Raw genomic sequence first — 21,741 nt, forward strand, 5'->3', positions numbered from 1 at the left:
TGATATTTTTTCTTATTAGTTTCCTAATGGAAAGATATTAAAAGAATTACATATTCTTTTATTCCCGTGAAGGGGAGTAGCGTCAGGGATAACCTGAAATAAAGTCGTCATTACGTGGGAACCCCACCGGCTTTATTGGCCTAATTCATTTAGTGCTTAGCGAGACCTTTGCCATTTATGGCAGAGGTCTCTTTATTTTTGTAAAAAGGAGGAATTTGTGTTGGATTTTTTATCAGGTGAATTCATTTCAGGACTTTTAGCGATCATTATGATAGATTTGGTTCTAGCCGGTGATAATGCGATCCTTATTGGATTGGCTGCAAGAAAGCTTCCAAAAGAACAGCAAAAAAAGGTGATAATATGGGGAGCGGTCGGGGCAATAGTGATAAGGATCATTGCAACGCTGCTAGTTGTTTGGCTATTAGAGGTGCCAGGACTGCATTTAATAGGGGGATTACTTCTTGTATGGATTGCTTATAAGCTCCTTATCGATGAAGAAGAACATGATGTGAAGCCTGCAGACTCGATGTGGGCTGCCATAAAAACTATCATTATTGCAGATGCATTGATGGGATTGGACAATGTCCTAGCTGTTGCTGGTGCTTCTCATGGTAACTTCACTTTAGTGGTAATCGGTTTACTTGTATCAATTCCAGTAGTGATGTATGGAAGCACTTTGATCCTGAAACTGATCGAACGCTTCCCATTCATCATAATAATTGGTGCGGGAATACTAGGTTGGACAGCTGCTAAAATGATTGTAGCTGAACCTTTCATGCACGACTACTTTGCAAATCCATTCATTAAATATGGATTTGAAGCGATAGTGGTGATTGGAATCCTGTTTGCCGGGATTTCAAGACAGAAAAATATCGAAAAAGAAAAAGCAAACAGAGAAAAAATGCAAATCGAACGTAATGGATAATCGATACAAAGAGACCTTTCGGATGAAAGGTCTCTTCTTTTTGTCTATGCCATATAAGTCAAAACAAGAAAAAGGATGTACCAAAGTCCGTACTTTGGTACATCTTTTTGCGAATTAGCAAACGATAACATGCATTTCAATAACGGTATTTTAGCTAAATGATCATATGGAGCGTTCACTCTGTTATTTTAGTTTAAGTTAATCCAGACACTTTTGACTTCCGTATAATTATCCAAAGCATAACTGCCCATTTCCCGACCGATTCCACTTTGTTTATAACCGCCAAATGGAGAAGCTGCATCAAATGCGTTATAGCAGTTTACCCAAACTGTACCTGCTTTTAATTCATTAGCCACATAATGGGCTTTTTTTACATCCTGTGTCCATAAACCTGCAGCCAATCCATATTCTGAGTTATTTGCACGGTTTATCACATCATCCAAATCGTCAAAAGGCATCGCAGCTACAACAGGACCGAAGATTTCCTCTTTAGCTATTGTCATTTCGTCTTCAACGCCTGCAAATATTGTAGGCGTTACAAAATAACCCTCTCCTTGTCCGTAATTACCCCCGGTAACCACTTCAGCTCCTTCAGACTTTCCTTTTTCAATATAACCGCCGACTCTTTCCATTTGTTCACTGGATACCAAAGGCCCTATCTGGGTAGATGGATCAAGACCGGCCCCTTGTTTAATATTTTTTGCATGGGACACTAAGTCAGCTACCACGTTATCATAGGATTTCTTTTGAATGTACAGGCGGGAACCGGCACAGCAAACTTGTCCTTGATTAAACATGATGCCCATTAAAGCTCCAGGAATGGCTTTACTCATATCTGCATCCGGTAAAATGATATTAGGTGATTTCCCGCCTAATTCCAACGAGATTTTTTTTACGGTTGCCGAAGCTTGGCGCATGATCATTTTCCCTACTGAGGTTGAACCGGTAAAGGCAATTTTATCGACATCAGGATGATCTACAAGCGGTGACCCTGCTGTTTCACCAAATCCTGGTATGACATTGAGAACGCCAGGAGGAAAACCTGCTTCAAGCGCCAATTGTCCTAAATATAAGGCTGAAAGCGGCGTTTGCTCCGCTGGTTTTAAAACGATCGTACATCCGGTAGCAAGGGCCGCGCCTAATTTCCATGCGGCCATAAGTAGAGGAAAATTCCAAGGGATGATCTGTCCTACCACTCCAACCGCTTCATGACGGGTATAATTGAAGTAATTCCCAGCAACAGGTATTGTTTGTCCTACTATCTTAGTGGTCCATCCCGCATAATAACGGAAGTGATCGATTGCAAGGGGGACATCGGCATTAGTGGTTTCGCCAATTGGCTTGCCATTATCCAGGGTATCCAATTGTGCTAACGCCTCTTTATGTTCCTCCATGAGGTCCGCTAATTTATAAATGAGACGACTGCGTTCCGATGCACTCATTTTTTTCCAAGGACCTTTGTCGAACGCCGTACGTGCTGCTTTGACTGCTTTATCTACATCTTCCGGACCCGCTTCACTCACAACCGCTAAAACCTTGCCGTTTGAAGGATCGAGAGTCTCAAAGGTTTTTCCTGAAGCAGCTTCCACCAATTCCCCATTTATCAAAAGTTTTTTGGTGCCCTTCAAGAATTCTTGCACACGTGGATTGAGTTTAATAGTTTGTTCCATGTATAATACCCCTTTTCAATTGGATTATATTGTTCGATATCTGTTTGGACAATGGCCCTAAGTAAAAGGATCAGGTATACTATTATGTTTTTTATCGAATTCCCTTTGGCAGACTTGCAGCGATTCTGACTATCTTGATTTCTTTCCCCCCTTTATCTAAAAGGAATCAATATCTTGACATGTAATTATGCAAGACTGATGCCATAACAAAAAACCTATGAAATCAGTTAAGAAGGTGGTGGAGGGGAAAAGGAAGGTGCCTTACTGTTCCATATTGGAACAGGCAGGTGTTCAAATATGGAACAAAAAAGTTTAGTAGTTCACATATGCTTGTTTTCATTTTGGTGGATATCTGAATTTTCTGTTATAATTAAATTGAAGGAACGAACCCTGAATGCTCTGAAACTTTGGATCTCTTAAAGTTTAATTAATGAAATTGAATAAAAAAAGAAGCCGATTTACTTGATTATACATATGGGAGGATTATTCAATGTCTGTTAATATAAGCGCGGATAAAGGAACCATACCGGCATTTATTCAAGAATCATGGCAGCGGTGCATTTCGAAGGGACTTCAGCCAAGCATGATGGATAAGGAAGATATGCTTGGTGCTTTTGAGTTGGCCGAATACCACGATCGATATGCGGAACTCCTGTACCATTCTTCTCCCATTTTAGAAGAAGTTTATCATTCGATTAATGGTTTGGAGTCCATTTTATTACTTGCTGCTCCTGAAGGATATATCATCGAAACAGTTGGGGATCCAGCTTTCATCCGCCATGCAGATAATGTTTCCTTAAGAAAAGGGGCCAATTGGCTAGAGGAATCAAAAGGAACAAATGCAATAGGAACAGCCATAGTGGAGAAGAATCCTGTATTGATTCATGGCAGTCAACACTTTCATCAGGATAACCATTTTCTTACTTGTGCAGCATCGCCCATTTATCACCCTGATGGGCACCTGCTTGGTGTTTTGAACTTAAGCAGTCATCAACAGAATTATCATCCTTTTTCCATTAGCTTAGTTCAGAGGGTGGCTGATAGCATCAAACAAGCACTCTTGTTGTCCCAAACACAAAAAAGGGAGAAAAACCTTTATTTTATATATGATTCATACCCTGATCCGTTAATTACCCTAGATAAAGAAGGGAAAGTTACAGATCTCAATTCAGCGGCGTCAGATGTTATCGGCACATTGGAAAAACCGGTATCGAATATTGTATCAGGAACTGACCCACTCGTTTTAGAACGGAGGGTTTCAATCAAAGACCAGGAATTCTTGGTTCAAACCCTTGGCAAAAATATAGAACATCAATCATCCGTGATCGTACGGTTAAAAAGACAGAAATTGATTGATGGATTAACAACCAATCGTTATCAATTTACCGATATAATAAGTAATGATCCGCAAATGAATCAAACCATATCCATTGCTAAAAGAGCTTCAGCGCTGGATATCAGCTTGCTGATCACTGGAGAAAGCGGAACGGGAAAAGAACTGTTCGCCCAATCCATTCATGGGTATAGCTTAAGAAGCGATAAGCCATTCATCGCCATCAATTGCAGCGCAATTCCAGAAAATTTATTGGAAAGTGAGTTATTTGGGTATGAAAAAGGTGCCTTTACTGGAGCAAAAAGCGGCGGGCATAAGGGGAAGTTCGAAGCTGCAGATGGCGGAACCCTGTTTTTGGATGAAATCGGGGACATGCCGCTTCAAGCTCAAGCGTCTCTGCTCCGTGTGCTTCAGGAACGATGTGTGACGCGTGTCGGCGGACATGCTTCCATTCCAATCGATGTCAGGGTCATTGCTGCCACCAACAAAGACTTACAAAAAGAAATGGAAGCTGGAGAATTCCGCGCAGACTTATTTTTCCGTCTTTGTGGATTATCTTTAAAACTTCCAAATCTGAGGAGTCGTAAAGATTTATTGCTCTTAGCAGAATACATTTTAGCGGATTTACCTTATAAGAGCGAACATACCGAACTGACAGTCGAAGCTAAAACATTCATTTTGGAATATTCGTGGCCAGGAAATTTCCGTGAATTGCAAAACGTTCTCGGACAGGCTGCATTCCTAGCTGATAATGGCCCGATTACAAGGGACATGCTTGTGGCACTTTGTCCTGTTTCTTCCATTACAAATGAGGAAGGGGCAATTGCCGATCGAGAACCAAGAAACTTTCAAGAACAAGAAACCCAGCTTATCAGAAATGCATTGCAACGAACAAGTGGAAATATCAGTAGCGCCGCGAAACAACTCGACATCGGCCGAAATACGCTTTATAGAAAAATGAAAAAATATGGAATCAACTTTCATAAGTAAGAGTTCCTTGGTATATAAAAAACATGAATGATGAGTTTCCTTTTGAAAATCTCAGATTCCCGACCTGATTTGTTCGGTTCTTGTTATTGCAAGTAACTATATGCGAACCAGCATACCTTGTCTCCTTATAAGCTACATTTCACAACTATAAATAATGAAGTGCAGGAAATCAAAATCTCATATAGAATGATGTTATTGATATAGTATCTAAATTTCCGTAAGGGGATGTGTGGTCAATAGTATGGAGTTGTCATCTGAACATAAGAAGTATAAACATGTATTGATTCAATATTTGGAAGAAAAAGAATCTATGTTTTTAAATGAATGGAACGAGACTATTAAGATCAATGAAATAGACCCCTACAAAGAAAAGATTAAAGAAAATGGTTATGGCATGTACTCACTGGTGATCCAAACGTTCAAGGAGGTACTGCCTGAAGGTGTGCTGATAAAATTGGCTTACCAGGTTGCTAAAGAACGTCTTGAAGCGAATATCAACATTGGGGATTTTCTATATAATATCAATTTGGGGAGAAATATCATAATCAGAAATCTTTTTGGGGCAAATATCCCCATTAATTATATGCAGAAATTCATTAATGACATCAACTTGCACTTTGATACGTTCAGCTACCATGCAGTAACGAGATATACGAATCTTACAAATGAAGTGATTGAGGAAAAAAAGTCTTATATAAGTGAAAACCACAAAGATAAATTAGCGGTATTGGGCCAGATATCATCAAGCTTTGTACATGAATTCCGAAACCCTCTTACAGCTATCATGGGGTTCAATAAATTACTGAAGAGGGAGAACCCGGATTTGAAATATTTGGATATCATTGATTATGAGTTAAATCAGCTGAATTTCAGGATAACCCAATTCCTCCATACCTCTAAATCAGATTTTAATGAGGAACAAAGAGAGGAAATTTCAGTGATAAAGCTAATTGAAGAAATACAAGAGCTGACTTATGCAAATATTGTGGATGCCAGTGTTAATGTGGAAATAGATATTTATCCAAACTTCGCCATGACAGCGAGCAAGGATGGGTTAAAACAAGTGTTCTTGAATCTTTTTATAAATTCGATTGATGCCTTAAAGGATAAGGAACATCCAAGAATTTTGAGGATAAACTCTTTAATCGAGGCTAATGAGAGAATAATTAGAATTTCAAATAATGGACCGGCCATTGCCAGTGAATTGATTGAATCTATTTTTGAACCCTTTGTCACGACGAAAGAGTTAGGAACGGGAATTGGGTTATACGTATGTAAAAAGATCATTGAAAGTAATGATGGATATATGAATTGTGTCTCCAATGAAAATTTAACCACATTCAGCATCCATTTCCCTAAAGTCCAGAATGAGCTTCAAAGGGTATAATACATATCATATAGTGACTTTTCATAAAGTAAAATAGTATACATATCGATATTTTTCGAAGCATGTACAGATTTTTGATTAATAGGAAAGGCTGTTTCGGATCTGCCGGTATTACATAAAATCATTCTCAAGAAAATAAATATATTTGGAAGATGCAAAATCATAATTTGGTTTTTGGCATCTTCTTTTTATCTCTGTTATTTTTCGGTATGTAAAGGTGTCGAAATCTAAAATGAAATCAGTTAAATTGTCATTTTTTAATTCAATTGTGAATCGAAAAGGGTCAATAATTAATATATGAATCAAAAAAATACATTTATAATGCAACAATGAATCATTTTTAATCCATAAAAGCGTTAAACCCTAATTGAATAACTATCCTTTTTTTGGCATGGATATTGCTTTTATTATATAGGTATGAAATTTTAGTGAGAGAGGGTGCTTTTATAAAAGAAGAGTGAGGAAAGAAAGAATAAGAGCTGGTTATTTTACAAAAAAGAATTTCACTCAACAAATAGCGAAAGTGAAATATCAACAAGGACCATTGTACTTTCCTTGTAATTCGTTGAGGAGCTGATGGTAGTAAAGAGACAGTATAAATAGAAATGCATTACTGGTCAATAGAATATACGCTGTGCAATATACATATAACGATTGTGAATATGGCCTCATGAAAACGAATGATGAAACGGGGATAGGATTTTAAACATTGTATTTTGAATGAAAGGTTTCTACTAGGGTACCCATGAGCAGTGGTTTACTGCTTACAAAACGGTAAATTGACAGTTTTAAAGGATGGTGACAATAGTGGCACTTCAAACAAATGAATTGAAACATGGTCTCAAGACCAGGCATGTCACAATGATTTCTATTGGCGGGGTAATTGGGGCAGGCCTATTTATCGGAAGCGGAACCATAATTGATTCAGCAGGACCTGGTGCGATTTTATCGTATATAATCGCAGGATTGATGATCGTGCTTATAATGCGTATGCTGGGTGAAATGGCTGTGGTAAATCCTGATAGCGGATCTTTCTCAACATATGCACATCAAGCATTCGGTCCTTGGGCCGGATACACGATCGGCTGGCTATACTGGTTCAACTGGGTTATCATCATTGCTATTGAAACTACGTTATTGGGCACTATGATTCATGATTGGTTTCCTGGTATACCTATGTGGGCTGCCAGTCTATCTTTTCCTATATTAATGACGATTACGAATATCTATTCAGTCAAAGCTTATGGGGAATTTGAATACTGGTTAGCTTTCATGAAAGTGGCTGCCATTGTAATATTCCTCTTCCTTGGTGCCGCCATGATTTTTGGATTGGTTCCGGGATTTGATTCACCAGGCCTTTCAAACATAACTGGAGCGGAAGGATTTTTACCAAAAGGTTTTCTGCCTGTCCTTCTTAGTGTGATATTCATCACTTTCTCCTTATCGGGAAGTGAGGTAGCTGCCATTGCTGCAGGAGAGTCTGAAAACCCTGAAAAAAACATTATTAGAGCCATAAACAGTGTCGTATGGCGTCTTCTTCTTTTCTTTGTTGGTTCAGTGACCGTGTTGGTTCTCGTAATCCCCCAAGGTGCTGAAGATTTACTGAAAACCCCCTATGCCAGCGTATTTGACATGGCAGGCCTGCCGGCAGCGGGCCAAATCATGAATATCGTAATCTTCACTTCATTGCTTTCTGTTTTGAATTCAGGCCTATATACAAGCTCTCGTATGTTATATTCTTTATCAAAAAAAGGTGATGCACCGAAAATCCTTTCCCGGGTGAATAAGCGGGGAATCCCGATTTGGGCGTTAATGGCAAGTGTTTTCTTTGCTTATGTGTTCACGACATTTAAATTTGTTTCCCCTGATAAATTGTTTGCTTTTCTCGCAAACAGCTCGGGAGGAGTCACGATGATCATGTATATCTTTATCGCCTTTTCTCATCTATATTTACGGAAAAAGACGGAAAAAGAAAATCCCGGGACACTCAAAGTGAAAATGTGGCTATTCCCTTATTTAACCTATGCGACCATTGCCGTCTTATTTATTATATTCGTTGCTCAGGCGTTTATTGATTCCATGAGATTGCAATTCTTTCTTACAACCCTTCTCACGATTCTAGTTATTGGGTCATACTTTCTGTTTTATCATAAGAAAAACGTAATTGCTGCTGAACAAGAAGGAAAACTAAAAACTATCCACGTTAAGGAAGGGTGAGGAATGTAGTCGCTTTGTCCGATTATAGAGAAAAAAGATTGACTATTCTAATAAAAGACTGCCTTTAGTGGGCGGCTCCGTTTGTCGACCATAGGGGTTTCGAATAGTCTCTCCCCAAACCATGATTTTAAAAGAAGACTAAGTTATCCTTCATGTTTTTTACTTTTTTTCGGGGTATGTACACTTTGAACGTGAGACCCCGCATGCGAAAGCCGAGGAGGCTCCACGACCGCCCGCGGATAGCGAGTGCCCTACGTTCCAATCAACGTCCAAATTGTACAAGCCATAAAAATAGACAAACTCGATTTATATCGAGTTTGTCTACAGCCTAGGCTGCCCTTAGTGGGCAGCTTTTTTTCTGGTTCCAAAAAGGATTGCATTCATTGCATGGGGGCGTTTATATATAATCGTAACCAATACTGCCATCCCCTCTGTACAATTATGATACTCATTCATTTGCAACTTTGAAATCCTTTGCTAGAATATAATCTATAGAAAAGATTAGGAGTGGTGACTGTGGCTGAAACTCCAGCTGAAGGTTTAATTCATTATATTGCACCAAAAGGAGAGTATATCCCTTTTTTAGATGATACGGACTATATCGCTAAAGGATTGGAATGGAAATTATTCACTGCCCGTTCGGTTAAAAGAGAACTATTATATAAAAGCGGAAGTTTTCAAGCAAAAGTCAAATTGGCAGGTTATGAACAATATGGCAACGGACTTGACACTGTAGTCGTTCAATTTGAAAATGGTAAGCTTAGCTGCATTAACCCTTCCTATTTAAAGGAAATGCAAAGCTCCAGTTTCGGAAAAGAATTGTTGAGTGGCCCGGTTTCCGAAACAGCCGCAGTTTCAAGTGAAACTGAGCAGGTGGATGAAGCACCAATTATGGAAAACGCCGATCAGTCAAGTGAAGAACCAAAAAAGGCCAAAACCAAAACTAAAAAGACGACAGCAAAACCTAAGTTGGACTTGCCTGGGGAAAAAGTGCATTTCACCGCGACCGTCAAGGAGTTCACGGCAAAAATGAACCATTTCACTGGTGAAGAGGATGAAGTCATACTCTTGGAGAATGTCAAAGTGACAACGGAGCCTGAATTGACTATCGGCGATGCTTGGTGTGGATATAGCAAGACATTAAAAAAAGCTGAGCTCGAAGAAGGAGACGCAATCGAATTTGATGGAAAAGTGGTCGACAAAAAATACAATAAAGAAATACGCTATAAAATAAATAATCCATCCAAGTTAGTGAAAAAAGAAGGATAAACACTCGAAGTTATTGGATGATATGGAGTAAGCCGTCGCTTACTCCTTTTTTTATTGCCGTATTCAGGCATCTAAAGAAATGAATGATTACATGAACTTATTAGAATAGATGCGTCCACCACTGGAATATATTCGTTTGTGGGAGATATAACTTATAACCTTTCTCCAATCGTATTGGTTTTGGGTTTGTGGTTTCATATTTTCCAGTGTTGGGGATAATACATTATGATCATGCATTTATAAAAAAAATAAGGGGGGATTTTCATATGAAAGAATTATTTCGATTATTGAAACAAGGTAATAAATCGGCGTTCATTGCTGCCTGTGTGAATAGTATCATCGCAGTGCTAAAGGGGATTGCCTATTTCATGACAGGAAATGTCGCCATGTTTGCTGAAACTTTACATACTTTGGGCGATGCTGCGAATCAGTTTTTCGTCTTCATTGGTTCTGCACTAAGTAAAAAGTCACCAACTGATCGATTCCCTGATGGTTTTGGACGTTTGGTTAACCTTGTATTACTAGGGGCAGTATTGGTTGTCGGGATCATGTCTTATGAAACGATTAAAGAAGGGTTCCATCACATTTTACACCCTGCAGAATCAACTGGTATCCTTATTAACTTGTCAGTCCTTTCGTTAGCGGTTGTGTTGGAATCATATGTATTATTTAAAGCGATGAAAGAAGTGGTCCATGAGACTGGAATCGAAGCTAAAGGGGCAGCCGTCATATACAAGAGCTTTTCTGGTTTAAAAAGGGCAAAACCAGCGACGAAATTAGTATTTATGGAAGATATGGTAGCGACAGGTGGCGGCGTCCTTGCGATAATTGCCATATTATTAGCAAACTTCACGCCTTTTATCCAAGCGGAAGGAGTTGCTTCCGTCATGATCGGTCTTGGTATGTTCTATGTGGTTGGAAGGGTTTTTCTTGACAATGCTGCAGGTGCTCTTGGGGAAGCCGATATTGAAATGCGGCAAAAAATTGGTGCGATGGTCATGGATGACCTAGACGTAAGGGATATACAGAAACTGGCCGTAATAAAAGAAGGGGAAGACTTTCATGTTGAACTTGAAGTTGAACTGGATCCCCATATTTCAATCGCACAGGCGGACGACATTAAAGATCGGCTGTTTAATCAAATATTAAAGGAAAGAGGGGTAACGGATGTCATTATAGAATTTGATGAAAATGATGGTATCCCAAAATGGGAAGGTCAGATAAAAAAAGAATTGAATGAAATCAAAAAAGACAGCGAGTAGAAATAATGGCAGAATACAAAATGTCATGATCAGGATAATTGTGTGATTATAAATCAAGACAGTAAGGATAATGCCTGTTCAATTCATCACGTACTTTCCTTGGGTATGCATTATAAGCTATCATGGACTTAGTTACATAAAGAAGGATTAAGGAAGGGTGAATAAGAATGGAGAAACAAAATATTAAGCTAGTTGCACTTGATATGGATGGAACGCTTCTCAATAAGGCTGGTGAGATATCTGAAGAAAACCGGAGAGCGATAAAAGAAGCCGAAAATCAAGGGGTTTTTGTGGTATTGAGCACAGGAAGATCCTATGCGACATGCAGTGATTTTGCAAAGTCAATGGAACTCCAATCATACCTCATTACAGTAAACGGAAGCGAAATTTACGATAATCAAGGAAAACTGGTGGAAAGGAATGTCGTAGATAGTGAATCCATACAATGGATGTGGGAATTAAGCCAAAAACATGGTACACATTTTTGGGCCATTAGCTGCGATAATATTTACAGGGCTGAAATGCCTGAAAAAATCCATGATTCGCAATGGCTTAAATTCGGCTTTGATACAAATGATGAAAGCATCCGCCAAATCATCATGGATGAACTGGTATCAAAAGGAACCTTTGAAATAAGCAATTCAAGCCCAACGAATATTGAAGTGAATGCCATGGGCGTCAATAAAGCGAAAGCGATAAAGCTCGTATGTTCATTGCTCGACATTACCATGGAAAATGTTATGGCGGTGGGTGACAGCCTTAATGACCTTGCGATGATTTCTGAAGCAAAAGTGGGTGTGGCAATGGGAAACGCCCAAGAAATTGTGAAAGATAAAGCAGATTGGATTACAGCGACAAACGAAGAAGATGGTGTAGCTAAGGCCATTCGGAAATGGGTGCTTTCAAATTGAATCGAAACTGTATATGGGACGTATTCCATATACAGTTTTTTTATTTAAATGGCGCTGAATGACAATTAAATTATAGCTGCTGAATTAATTTCTTGAAAATTGTGTCTTTTAGAAGTATGATAATCTTGTAGTGTTATATTTTGGTAATATATTAATAATGGGAGGTTTAAGGATGACAAGTAGTTTGCCTGAACAGTGGTGGAATCAATTATCTTTACCAGTTATCTCAGCACCTATGTTTTTAATATCCGGTCCTGAGTTAGTGAAAGAATGCTGTTTGAATGGGGTGATCGGCTCTTTTCCAGCACCGAATGCGCGGCCGATAGAGGTACTGGATCAATGGATGGGTGACATAAACGATACATTGATTGCAGCAAAGGATAAAGAACCAGGCTCAAAGATAGCTCCATGGGCAATGAATATGGTTGTTCACCGTACATATAGCCGGCTTGAAGAAGAGTTGGAATTGGTCAAAAAGCATCAGCCTCCCATCGTCATTACATCATTAGGTTCACCAAAACATGTGGTGGATGTCGTACATAGCTATGGCGGGTTGGTCTTTTCGGATGTCAGCTCTGTGGATTTTGCAAAGAAAGCTGCGGAGTCAGGTGTGGACGGATTGATCTTGGTTGCTGCGGGAGCAGGCGGTCATGCTGGTGAGATAAATAGCTTTGCTTTCGTGGACAGCGTAAGGACATTCTGGGACGGAATCATTTTGCTCGCCGGATCGATCAGTACTGGTCACAGTATCTTGGCAGCTCAGGCGGCAGGAGCGGATCTTGCATATATGGGTACACGTTTTATCGTGGCGAAAGAGAGCAGGGCAAATGATGAATATCGTGAAATGCTTGTCGATTCTGACCATGATGACATCATCTTGACTGATGCATTTTCAGGCGTTAATTGTAATATGCTTAAACCGAGCATAAGGAAGGAAGGATTGGACCCAGAACAATTAGCGAAAAAAGAAAAAGTCGATTTTGACAGCATGTCCAAATCGTCTGAATCTAAAGCGTGGCGTGATATTTGGTCAGCGGGTCATGGTGTGGGGTCCATTAAAAAAATAGATACAGCTGCAGGCATCATAAAACAATTAGAAAAAGAGTATCAGGAGTCCTTGAATAAATTGACCGGGCAGGCGGAAAAATTAAAAGGAATTATATCGAAATGAGATGAAAGCGCTTTATTTAATTATGCTTACATGGCAAAAAAGGGTATCCATTATGGGTACCCTTTTTTGCCATGTAATATCAGAGCTAATTCATAATAAAGTATTTTCAGCTTAAAAGGCAATCTAAATGGATTTAAAGATAAAAGCAGTAAATATAGGATGTATCGCTGTGAAAAAATATTGATAAAAAGATGGATAAATGTTATATTATTTTCGTGATAATGACCAAATGAACAATCTAGTCATATATTATTGATTGCTTAAAAAGTAATATATATTTAGGTGAAGATGAAGAATGTTAAATTTACATTGCAGGAGCATATGACTTAATTTTGTATTCTTTCATGCGTTTTCACCGAGATAGATTAAATAAACGGCATATTCGTCGTATAGGAGGGCTTGGTAGGCGTGTTAAAATCTTTAAAGGGTGAATTTTTAGCCATAATAAAACATCCTATGATACTCATTTCCATAATAGGGATCATACTGATTCCTTTATTATATAGCGGCACATTCCTTTGGGCATTTTGGGATCCATATGGTAAGGTGGATCAATTGCCTGTAGCCATTGTCAATTTGGATGAGGGTGCGGAGTTCAATGAAACGGAACTTACAATAGGAAAAGATTTAGTCAAGGAGTTAAAGGAAAAGAAGGATTTCGATTGGCATTTCGTTAGTCAAAAAGAAGCCAATGAAGGCCTGGAAAATCAAGATTATTACATGAAAATAGAAATTCCGAAAAACTTTTCGAAGAATGCAACGACCTTGCAGGAGGACAATCCGAAAAAACTTGATTTAATTTATACGTCCAATGAAGGGTTCAATTATATATCCACTAAAATAGGTGATGCAGCTTCGGAGAGAATCAAAGGGGAGGTTTCGTCGGCGGTTACGAAAACCTATGCGGAGTCAATGTTCGATAATTTGAACGAAGTGGCTGACGGACTCAAAAGTGCCAGTGATGGGGCTGGAGAATTGAAAGACGGAACAGATACAGTGAAAAACGGCTCCAGTGAACTTGGTGAAGGGATTATCTCAGCTAAAGAAGGTTCCAAAAAAGTGGATGAAGGAATTGACTCCCTTCATTCAGGTTCTGTCGAAATCCATGAAAACCTGGAAAAATTAGCTGAAAAATCATTGACCTTTTCGAATGGGGTCGGTTCGGCAGCCGCAGGATCAAAGGAACTTAATCAAGGGTTACAACAGTTCAGCTCTGGTGTTGGGCAAATGAAAGATGGTCAATCCGAGCTTTTGCAAGGGGCCAAGAAATCTGAAGCGGGAACTGGTGAATTGGCCTCTGGATTGCAGCAGTCATTAGAGGGCTTCAATCAAATAGATGAAAAGCTGCCCGCTTTGACTGAGGGAGCAAATGGTGTAGCGGCTGGAGCGGCCCAGCTTTCAGGTTCATTGTCTGAATGGAGCGCAGCATCGAACGAAGCAAAGGCGGGGGCATCTGAAGTTTCGGCAGGTTTGGATGAGGTTATTTCCGGATTGGAACAACAATCTGATGCTACGGATGATCCTGCAGAGAAAGCGCGTTTGGAGGGAGTGATTTCTTCTCTAACACGCATCAGTGAAGGTAGTAAAGGAGTATCTGAAGGAGTGGGAAAACTATCGGCCAGTGCAACCGAAATTGCTAAAGGCTCAAATAGCCTTAGTGATGGAGCCAATCAGTTAAGTGAAGGCACTAGTGCGTTAAGCGGCGGTTTCACGCAATTGAAGCAAGCTCAGGATAAACTCGCCAATGGGGCGAATGAACTGAAAAATGGCCAAGGTCAATTGGTGTCTGGTTTGATAACATTTGGCGAAAGTATAGATTCAGCGCAGAGTGGACTTGGACAATTAACTGAAGGCAGCAATAACTTGGTAAGCGGGCTTGATCAGCTTGAAGATGGCTCCAAGCAATTATCAAGTGGAACCTCACAGCTTTCCGAAGGTTCGGAAGGTCTGGTTACAGGAACGGATAGATTGAAGGAGGGGTCAAACAGCCTAACTAGCGGAATGGGAGAACTGGCGAATGGAGCCATTAAGTTACAAGATGGAATCGCCAAACTTTCAGATGGATCTGCAGAATTACATGACGAATTGAATGACGGGGCAAATGAAGCAGGCAAGATCAAATCCAATGAAGAAGTTTATGACATGTTTGCAAGCCCAGTTAAAGTAGATAAATTACCAATTAATAATGTACCGAACTACGGCACTAGTTTTGCACCGTATTTAATTTCATTAAGTTTATTTATCGGTGCTATCGTTCTGACGATCATTTTCCCGTTAAGAGATCCTGCTGTTATACCTGCGAGTGGATTTAGCTGGTTTATTAGTAAATACAGTATCATGGCACTCATCGGAATCTGTCAAGCCATATTGGTGGACTCGATTTTAATTTTAGGTCTTGGAATCAATGTTACGAGCCTGCCGTTGTTTTTTGCAGTAAGCATTCTTGCTAGCTGCACATTCATGGCAATCATCCAGTTCCTGGGTTCAGCCTTTGACAATCCAGGCCGGTTCATAGCATTATTGATTTTGATTCTCCAACTGACCAGCAGTGGCGGAACATTTCCCAATGAATTAGTACCTGGCTTCTTGCAAGGATTCACACCGTTCCTGCCGATGACTTATTCCATTAATGCTTTTCGTGCTGTCATCTCAACAGGAGATTATAGCTTCATGTGGCACAATCTTGCCATATTGGCGATATTCCTCGTTGCGGCATTAATATTATCTCTTCTTTACTTTATTTATCGGTATAAGAAAATGAACGGCACATTGAATGAAAAACAGGAAGAAGCAACTGTACAATGATCAAAAAACAGCGACCTGTCTAGGTCGCTGTTTCAAACTGTAGACAAACTCGATGAAAATCGAGTTTGTCTACAGTTTTTTTATGGGTGTACAATTTAGACGTTGATTTCCGCTTCGGGCACTCGCTCCAATCAACTTTGTTTTAACTTTTAGATAGAATCCTTTTGCCTAAAGTCTATATTGTTTTAAAATATAATTATAAAAATTGAGGTGATGAGGATGCTTTCTAAACATATTGCAAAGAGGGTTCTGAATTTTTTAATTCCGAACCCCTTTGTCTACAAACTGAAACAGCTACCCGTCATGGGTCGCTGTTTTTTATTAATAACCTGAATATATGTGCCAAGCGCTTCCTGCTCACAAGGAAAGGGAAAGATGTCAAAAAACCATTATATTGACAAAACTATGGCGCAACCTGTACAAGAGTGTAAAAGTATTTAAACAGTTGTTATACCCTTGTCTTTTGAGTGGCAGGTGCATATTTCTTCATTGGATTTTTTGCAATGACATCCTTCAAATAAGGATGGCCAGAAGGACCTGGTTTTCTCATAAGCTCCATTAAATAAGATATATCGTCCATGGCCCTATGTGTTTGAAAATTGGTGATATTATGTGCCTGCAGTAATGTTAAGAGTTTACTATTCTCAAATCCATATTGCTTCCAAGGTACATTACGCATCGTACAGTACCACTTTTGATCATTGATTTCCGGATACATTTGGTAGAGAAAACTTCTATCGAAAGAAGCATTGTGTGCGAAAATCGAATCGGTACGGTCAATGAAGGTTTTAATTTTTTCATCATGAAAACTCTTTCCTTCTACGGAGCTGTATGGAATTCCATGAATTCTGTATGCTTGATCATAATTCCTTCTTGCTCCATAGGAGAGAGGCTCCCTTAAAAATGATTCTTGATCAATAAGATTAATGATTTCCCCTGTTTCACTGCTGTATGTAAAGAGTATAAGGGCAAGCTCGATAATTTCATCTGAAGAGGGACGTAAACCAGTAGTTTCTACATCCAGTACTAAACCTAATCTATTAGTCAATTTTTTTTCCTCCAGTTGGGTTACATTCTTCTATTATAGCTGACATAGAATGGCTATTGAAAGCATTATGATCGTTTTAAAGGATTTGAAATATTGAAGGTAAGGGTGAACTAACGATACTAAAAAAAGATAGAGATTTTTAAGCAATCTCTATCTTAGACAGTAGACAAACTTGATGAAAATCGAATTTGTCTACTGTTTTTTTGCTTATACAAATTTGGACGTTAATTGGAACGTAGGCACTCGCTTTCCGCGGGCGGTCCGCCCTCGGCGCACTTGCGCCTGTGGGGTCTCCCCTTGGACTGCTATTCCCGCAGGAGTCTCGCACACCCGCTCCAATCAACTATTTTTAATTTAATGATTCTTGATAATAATGAAGTTCAGTCAATGTTTGTGCTAATCCTTGAATGATCTTCACGATAATGGTACCTTCCTGAATCACAAGGGGGATATTCTCGATAAATTCCAGTGCATCATTGAAGATGGTGATGGCCTCTTCATAATTCTTCGTTTTAAAATGGATGATCCCGATACTATTTAAAACTTCTATCTCCTGTTGATGAAGAATGACCCGTTTACCCATGGTAATCTGCATGGCTTCATTCAATAATTCTATAGCCTTTTGTTTGTCATTATACAAATGAAAAAAAGAGATACCTTCATGCCATTTTAAGAATTAAAATGATATCGATTTTTCCGGTGCAGTTGCCATTTCTTTTTGGACGATTTCATAAAGTGCTTCATAGTTACGTGTCCGTTTGTATTTGTTAATCAAAAGTTTAATGGTTTCTATGTAATTATAAATCGGTTCATTTTATTTTTAGTAGTGAAGAAAAACGGCAGGTCAACTTTTAGTTTATCCGCAAAAAGTGCCAATTCATTAATGGTTGGAGAAGTGATGCTTCCTTCATAATCTGACAGGGCATTAGGTTCACATATATCCTTAGCCAGTTCTTCTCATGTAAGACTTTGTTTTATTCGTAATTCGTTGATGACAGAGCCAACCTCTATTTTCATTACAATTGCCCCTTTGTACCTATGTCTAGAATACTATTTTAACATAATTTAATTTTTATCAGTAAGATAATTGAAAGGTAGTATGATATAACTACTTTACGTGTTTTCCTTGCGTAACCCATCCAACAAAAAATAAAGAACGTTTTCTTATTGAAGCGATCAAACTGAAATAACGTCTTTTCGATATAAAGTGAGAAAGGTATATAATCATTGATAATAGCAATCATTAGACTTGGAATATAAGAATAAATAAAAAGAGGCGGCAATCTGCCCCCTCTAAAGCTTTTAATTTCCAGTGAATTGTTGGGTCCAATAGTGGGCGTATTTCCCTCCAGTTACATGTCCGATTCCAATGTGCGTATAGTTCTTGTTAAGAATATTCGCCTTATGTCCGGGGCTGTTCATCCATGATTTCATGACAGCATCCGCACTGGGTTGACCTGCTGCGATATTTTCCCCTGCGTACTCGTAACTGATCCCAAAGGATTTCATCATATCGAAAGGCGATCCATAACTGGGGCTTGTATGATTGAAATAATTATTATCACGCATATCTTCAGATTTTAGAATGGCTACGTTGGAAATGGCTGTATCCATTTTAAGTGAAGGGAGGCCCGATTTTGCCCGTTCTTCATTAACTAAACTAAGGACCTGCTGTTCAACTGATTGACTTTCTTTGCGATTAACCGTGGTATTGGATGATTCGGGAAGATTTATGATTTGTCCGATTCGAATTTGATTTGCATCGTTTATAGCAGAGTTCGATTTAAGTAATTCGTCAATGCTGACATCATATTCAGAAGCGATTTTCGTTAAGGTATCTCCTTCTGCCACCTCGTATGTATTGGCTCCCAAAGCAACTTTTGGAGATAGAAGTGATAGTGACAGTGCTGATAAAAGGATGATTTTCTTCATTTTAATTCCTCCTAGTAGAATATCTGGATTGGTAATATAGTATCCTATAAAAATAGTTTTGTGTAAAATTAGCTCATTCTCATTCTTTATGGGACTAGGAAAAAGGATAGTATAAGAATATACATAATAAGGGTCCATATAACTTGGCAGATTATATGGTAAATGAACATCCTAGGTCTATTTGATAAATTGGAATGCTGAATTTCTGGAAAAAAAGAATCATTTTACGTTTGCAGGCCATGTTTTTCAGGGAAATAATAAGTACATCAAAACGATATAGTTATATGGAACTAAAAAGGATGAAACTAATTAATTATCCCAAGGGTGGAACTTGTATGGATTTAAAGGCAGGGAAAGTGTTTTGGAAAGATACATTTGAAGCGAGAAAATATCCCATGTTGGAGGTAGACCTTCCATGTGATGTTTGTATAGAAGGAAGCGGTTCATGCACACTGTGCCTATTTTTTGACAGAGACTGGCCTAATTTTTTTCCTGATCGATAAAAGGGATGCAAGTGAAGGAAGTACGGTTGCGAACACTGGACTTTTACAGTTTTCAAATGAGTGGAAAAAGCTTGTACTATGCATCCAATCCCATGGATGTTCCTATGCTTAAAGAAGAATATAGGAATCTTAAAACCCGCAATTTCCCTGTTGAATATTATACTGAAAAAGAGATTAACTGGAAAATTTCGTTTCCGAAAGCAGGAGCGCTGGTTACAGATAATGCTGCTGAAAACAATCCTTATAAACATGTACATTTATTGATTGAAAAGGCAGTTTCGAAAAGCATGCAGTGATTCTCAGTTCATATGCCATAGCAACAAATCAAATAGCCGCTCAAGCTAAATGGCATGATAATATGATATTTGGAAACGGCACGGCCTTATTTAATGCAAGAAAAACTCCTGACAATCGAATTATCATTGGTGGACTTGATGAATCGACCGGTTATCTGGAGAAAAGGGATCCAATGATTTTGAACAATAGAGATTAATTAATAAAGCAGCTTGTCAATCTGTTTCCAGAATAAGAGAATCGGATCTGGGCTGATTATTATTGGGGAGCTTTATTTTGTGAGATCCTTGATGGTTTACCGACAATAGGAATGTATCCTGACCATCCTAATTCTACTTCTACTTCTTATTGGGTTATGGCGGGAATGTGACGGTTTACAGTCAATCGTTCCCAAAATAATCAGGGATTAAGGCATTTTTCAAAAAGTATTGTCCGTTAAGACAGGTATCTCTTCATCTTGAATAGAATTAAGTAGACAGCTGAATATACGGGAGGGATTCTTCGATGTGGTTTAAGGAATTGGAAACAGAAAGACTGCATTTAATCGAAATAGGTCACCATCATGCCGAGAGTCTGTTTGAAATCCTCTCTAAAGATGAAGTGACCAAATATGATGGGATAGAAAGTTTAACTCTAGTAGAAGATGCCCGCCGTTTAATCGACTCGTTTAAAAGTGCTTATATAAACAAACGAGGGATGCGGTGGGGAGTCATTCTAAAGGATTCAGGCAAGTTCATCGGTACTGTTGGCCTGCATCAATTGAGCCTAGCCAACAAACGCACCGAAATAGGATATGAAATCCATCCTGAATATTGGAGGAAACACTTTACGTCTGAAGCTGTCAACGTAGTATTGCGCTATTGCTTTGAGGAATTGAGACTAAACAGAATCGCCGCTTTAACTTTCAAGGATAATATTGCATCCAGAAACCTTCTGAAGAAATTTGGATTCAAAGAGGAAGGCAGCCTCAGAAGTTATCTATTTCTTCGTGATCAGTACCATGATGCCCTGGTATTTTCCTTGTTGAGTACGGAGTATTGCCAGTTAAGGCAACAAAGTGTTCAGGAATCATATAGATTTTAGTTTGGTATAGAAGATTGCAGCTGGCCCAAAGTGCCAGTTTTTTTATTTGCAGATGATTTTATATCAGTAAAGGACAATATACATATTTTTCATGTTAAAATGGTATGCGAATTCATTAATCAGTCCGGATGGACATAAAAAGGAGCAAAATCATTGTGAAGATATTATTTCCGTTGCTTGCGGTCCTGGGCGGAATCACCATTGCCATACAAGGACAAATCAATGGTGGATTAGGAAAAAAAGTGGGGGTCATTGAAGCTTCCTTCATTTCGTTCGGAATCGGGACTCTCGCTTTATTATTTATTGTTTTGTTTGCGGGAAATGGGAATATTTCTGCCATCGCGTCTGTACCCAAATGGCAATTAACAGGCGGGCTGTTAGGGGCTATTTATGTCATTGTGATCGTATTGGTCGTGCCTCGGATTGGAGTGGCACCGGCATTGGTCGGGGTTATAGCAGGCCAGATAATTATTGGGGCAGTCATTGACCATTTCGGTTTATTTGGAGGCGTACGCATCCCATTGGATGCGAAAAAGTTGGCAGGAATTTGTTTACTTTTCGTGTCATTATATTTGTTTAATCATAAATGAAGAAGGGCACTTTTCATTGAAACGACGGGTACATATAGGGGAATATTTCTATTCCCCTATAGTTAATGCCTACTATTTGGAGATTGATTAAAGAGAACTAAATATTTTAATCAAGTAATGCATTATTCTGCTAAAATATATTATTTGAGAGGGGGTGGTTTGCTAGGAAAGTTGTCTTAGTAATCAACCTAATATGAATTATTAGAATATTGAGAAATAAATAGACAAGAGAACCTATATGAATACTGATTTAGAGGGGTTTGTAAAAACACCTGGAAGTCGAAAGTCTTTTTAGGTGATCATTTCTATTTACCTAGTATCTAGATCGAATTGATTAGCAATTAATTACTA

Annotated in this window: 16 protein-coding genes; 12 read left to right on the forward strand and 4 right to left on the reverse strand. The window is 38.8% G+C overall.

From position 1 onward, the window contains the following. The first annotated feature begins 220 nt into the window (after positions 1-220). Complete coding sequence (locus tag A6755_RS13905) at positions 221-925, forward strand: TerC family protein (RefSeq protein WP_034307087.1); 705 nt, start codon at positions 221-223, stop codon at positions 923-925. 188 nt (positions 926-1,113) lie between these two features. Here A6755_RS13905 and A6755_RS13910 read toward each other — a convergent pair whose 3' ends face one another. Further along, positions 1,114-2,595 carry an aldehyde dehydrogenase family protein gene (locus A6755_RS13910; RefSeq protein ID WP_034307085.1) on the reverse strand — a complete coding sequence of 494 codons (1,482 nt, stop codon included), beginning with the start codon at positions 2,593-2,595 and terminating at the stop codon, positions 1,114-1,116. A gap of 490 nt (positions 2,596-3,085) precedes the next feature. Between A6755_RS13910 and A6755_RS13915 the strand changes: the two genes are divergently transcribed. The 8 genes from A6755_RS13915 to A6755_RS13950 all read left to right on the forward strand — a co-directional run bounded on the left by A6755_RS13915 (position 3,086) and on the right by A6755_RS13950 (position 15,940). Beyond that, entirely contained in the window at positions 3,086-4,918 is a 1,833-nt protein-coding gene (locus A6755_RS13915; RefSeq protein ID WP_063591007.1) for a sigma-54-dependent Fis family transcriptional regulator, read from the forward strand. A 241-nt stretch (positions 4,919-5,159) separates the two neighbouring features. Then, positions 5,160-6,305 carry a histidine kinase N-terminal domain-containing protein gene (locus tag A6755_RS13920; protein WP_063591008.1) on the forward strand — a complete coding sequence of 382 codons (1,146 nt, stop codon included), beginning with the start codon at positions 5,160-5,162 and terminating at the stop codon, positions 6,303-6,305. Between the two features lie 798 nt (positions 6,306-7,103). Further along, positions 7,104-8,522: an amino acid permease gene (locus A6755_RS13925; RefSeq protein WP_134402142.1), complete on the forward strand. Its 1,419-nt coding sequence runs from the start codon at positions 7,104-7,106 to the stop codon at positions 8,520-8,522. Positions 8,523-9,038: 516 nt separating this feature from the next. Further along, entirely contained in the window at positions 9,039-9,791 is a 753-nt protein-coding gene (locus A6755_RS13930; RefSeq protein WP_084737735.1) for a hypothetical protein, read from the forward strand. 266 nt (positions 9,792-10,057) lie between these two features. Further along, positions 10,058-11,053: a cation diffusion facilitator family transporter gene (locus tag A6755_RS13935; RefSeq protein WP_063591010.1), complete on the forward strand. Its 996-nt coding sequence runs from the start codon at positions 10,058-10,060 to the stop codon at positions 11,051-11,053. Between the two features lie 167 nt (positions 11,054-11,220). Then, positions 11,221-11,964 carry a Cof-type HAD-IIB family hydrolase gene (locus A6755_RS13940; protein WP_174878718.1) on the forward strand — a complete coding sequence of 248 codons (744 nt, stop codon included), beginning with the start codon at positions 11,221-11,223 and terminating at the stop codon, positions 11,962-11,964. Between the two features lie 172 nt (positions 11,965-12,136). Beyond that, entirely contained in the window at positions 12,137-13,135 is a 999-nt protein-coding gene (locus A6755_RS13945) for an NAD(P)H-dependent flavin oxidoreductase (protein WP_063591012.1), read from the forward strand. Positions 13,136-13,543: 408 nt separating this feature from the next. Further along, complete coding sequence (locus A6755_RS13950) at positions 13,544-15,940, forward strand: YhgE/Pip domain-containing protein (protein ID WP_084737738.1); 2,397 nt, start codon at positions 13,544-13,546, stop codon at positions 15,938-15,940. 448 nt (positions 15,941-16,388) lie between these two features. Here the strand turns inward: A6755_RS13950 and A6755_RS13955 are convergent, their stop codons facing one another. From A6755_RS13955 to A6755_RS13965, 3 genes are all read right to left on the reverse strand, one after another. Continuing rightward, the gene (locus tag A6755_RS13955; RefSeq protein ID WP_084737742.1) at positions 16,389-16,988 is read right to left on the reverse strand and encodes an exonuclease domain-containing protein; all 600 of its coding nucleotides are present in this window, start codon (positions 16,986-16,988) and stop codon (positions 16,389-16,391) included. 349 nt (positions 16,989-17,337) lie between these two features. Next, positions 17,338-17,628, reverse strand: coding sequence for a tetratricopeptide repeat protein (locus A6755_RS13960; RefSeq protein WP_063591014.1), 291 nt, complete (start codon positions 17,626-17,628; stop codon positions 17,338-17,340). A gap of 662 nt (positions 17,629-18,290) precedes the next feature. Continuing rightward, positions 18,291-18,920 carry a CAP domain-containing protein gene (locus A6755_RS13965; RefSeq protein WP_063591015.1) on the reverse strand — a complete coding sequence of 210 codons (630 nt, stop codon included), beginning with the start codon at positions 18,918-18,920 and terminating at the stop codon, positions 18,291-18,293. Between the two features lie 607 nt (positions 18,921-19,527). On the opposite strand from A6755_RS13965, the gene A6755_RS13970 reads away from it, so the two are divergent. The 3 genes from A6755_RS13970 (at position 19,528) to A6755_RS13985 (ending at position 21,390) form a co-directional block, all read left to right on the forward strand. Continuing rightward, on the forward strand, positions 19,528-19,719 hold the full coding sequence (locus A6755_RS13970) for a hypothetical protein (protein WP_134402143.1): 192 nt from the start codon (positions 19,528-19,530) through the stop codon (positions 19,717-19,719). Positions 19,720-20,221: 502 nt separating this feature from the next. Then, positions 20,222-20,800 (forward strand): GNAT family N-acetyltransferase, encoded by a 579-nt coding sequence (locus A6755_RS13980; protein ID WP_057277520.1) that lies wholly within the window; start codon positions 20,222-20,224, stop codon positions 20,798-20,800. 155 nt (positions 20,801-20,955) lie between these two features. After that, positions 20,956-21,390 (forward strand): DMT family transporter, encoded by a 435-nt coding sequence (locus tag A6755_RS13985; RefSeq protein WP_034307046.1) that lies wholly within the window; start codon positions 20,956-20,958, stop codon positions 21,388-21,390. Positions 21,391-21,741: the final 351 nt, after the last annotated feature.

Origin of the sequence: Peribacillus frigoritolerans, assembly GCF_001636405.1 — a bacterium.
In the GTDB taxonomy this organism is placed as follows: Bacteria; Bacillota; Bacilli; order Bacillales; family DSM-1321; genus Peribacillus; species Peribacillus frigoritolerans.